The following is a 1650-nucleotide window of genomic DNA, read 5'->3' as shown; positions in this document are numbered from 1 at the left end:
CGGGCTGGGGAGCGGGCGGAAGGGGGGGCGGGAATTTGGGGAAGGTGGGCAGGTTGTGTAGGCTAAGTTCGGTCGAGATTGTGGTATCTGGAAACAGTGCTGCGATACGACGTTCGGAGGCGTGCCAGAGCGGCCGAATGGGGCTCCCTGCTAAGGAGTTGTCCCTTAGGGGACCGCAGGTTCAAATCCTGTCGCCTCCGCAACTTCGACAGAGTGCGTCAGCGCCAGAGCTGCCCACAAAGCTGCCCGGTTACTTGTGGTGAGGTTCCGGGGCCAACAGCTGCGGACAGTGTTGTGGGGCGTGTGGTGCGCCTGTGGTGGTCCGCTGGGATTGTGCCGGCGTGAAGCACTTTGTCGAAGTTTCCAAGCGCCCGTAGCTCAACGGATAGAGCATCTGACTACGGATCAGAAGGTTGGGGGTTCGAATCCCTCCGGGCGCACGATTTTCCCGCTTGGGGCTTTGGTTCCTGGCGGTATGCCCCCCTGCGGCTGGCGGTAACTCCGTCGGCTGCGGGGGTTTTGTTTGCGCTGCTTGCGGGACCCTTGCCCCATGATCAGCGGTAGTCCCCGGTTGGCTGCGGGGGAGTAGCTTTGTGCTGGAATGCCATGCAGTTGGAACGTGTGCCGCGCGTGCGTGTGCACGCGGGGCGCTTGCACGGCGCGCGGTTGGCGCGCCGTGCTTCCCGACTGCAGCGCGCATGCGGGAGCATGGGCGCCGCAGTCGATGTGGGGCGACAGTGGCGGTCGCGTTAGCGAGCGCCTCCGCACAGTGCACACTTTGGCCGTAGAGGCCTCTGGCGCGCTTCGCGCGCCAGGTCTGCAGATCTTGTCCGTTTCGCCCGCGGCGAACTGCCCCGTTCCCGTGGCGGTCACGCGAGCTACTTCATTCCCGTGACGGTCCTGGGGCACTACCTATTTCCCGTGGCGGCCGTGGTTTCATTTCCGCTGGTGAAGTGGGGATTTGTTGTTTTGCGCCCCCGGTGTGTAAAGTTAATCTGCGTTGCAAGGGCAACCTTGCAGACCTAATCGATGCCCTTTGGGGCAGCGGTGATGCGCCCGTAGCTCAACGGATAGAGCATCTGACTACGGATCAGAAGGTTGGGGGTTCGAATCCCTCCGGGCGCACAAATTTCCCCCGTGGCCAGCGGTTACCCGCCGGCCACGGGGGATTTCGCGTCCGGGGGTTGGCGTTGGCGGGTTAGCGCTGGGGGAGGCTGTCGTTGGCGTGGCGCCCGCTGGTGTGGAGGCGCCGGGGAGGGGTGTAGCTGTTCGCAATTGAGCGCTCGAAATGCTGAAGCTCTGTAAGCGCCATAGACGGCCGAAACGGGGGAGGGGGATACCTGGATAAGGGTGCGAAATTGCGCCCCTCATTCGGGAGGCGCCTAGAAATTGGCTATTTGGCTGCCTGGCTAGGAGGGGAATGTCCCAAATCTTCCACTCTGTTTCTATAACTATCTATCTCCGCAGGTCAGAGCCTTGCAATTTTTTGCTGCAGATCTGCTTTTCTTTGAAAGTGGAAGATTTGGGACATTGGGTCTTTTTCAAGCGCTCCAGTGGCGGCGGGGAAGGCTCGGTGGGGCGGAAATCGGCCTGGCGAGCGAAGGGAAATGGTGTGGCGGGCAGGCGCAGCGGCCAGCCGGGGCGGGGACC

At 62.5% G+C, this 1650-nt stretch carries 1 protein-coding gene and 3 tRNA genes; 3 read left to right on the top strand and 1 reads right to left on the bottom strand.

Annotation, left to right across the window (positions count from 1 at the left end; genetic code table 11):
• Positions 1-115 precede the first annotated feature (115 nt).
• The 3 genes from MHX52_RS10245 to MHX52_RS10235 all read left to right on the top strand — a co-directional run bounded on the left by MHX52_RS10245 (position 116) and on the right by MHX52_RS10235 (position 1125).
• Positions 116-200, top strand: a tRNA-Ser gene (locus MHX52_RS10245).
• A gap of 167 nt (positions 201-367) precedes the next feature.
• A tRNA-Arg gene (locus MHX52_RS10240) sits at positions 368-440 on the top strand.
• Between the two features lie 612 nt (positions 441-1052).
• Positions 1053-1125, top strand: a tRNA-Arg gene (locus MHX52_RS10235).
• A 330-nt stretch (positions 1126-1455) separates the two neighbouring features.
• Here the strand turns inward: MHX52_RS10235 and MHX52_RS10230 are convergent.
• A partial coding sequence (locus tag MHX52_RS10230; protein WP_239318090.1) for a hypothetical protein occupies positions 1456-1650 on the bottom strand: 195 nt, incomplete at its 5' end.

Origin of the sequence: Corynebacterium sp. ACRQJ (assembly GCF_022346045.1) — a bacterium.
In the GTDB taxonomy this organism is placed as follows: Bacteria; Actinomycetota; Actinomycetes; order Mycobacteriales; family Mycobacteriaceae; genus Corynebacterium; species Corynebacterium evansiae.
This window is presented reverse-complemented; position numbering and strand designations above follow the sequence as displayed.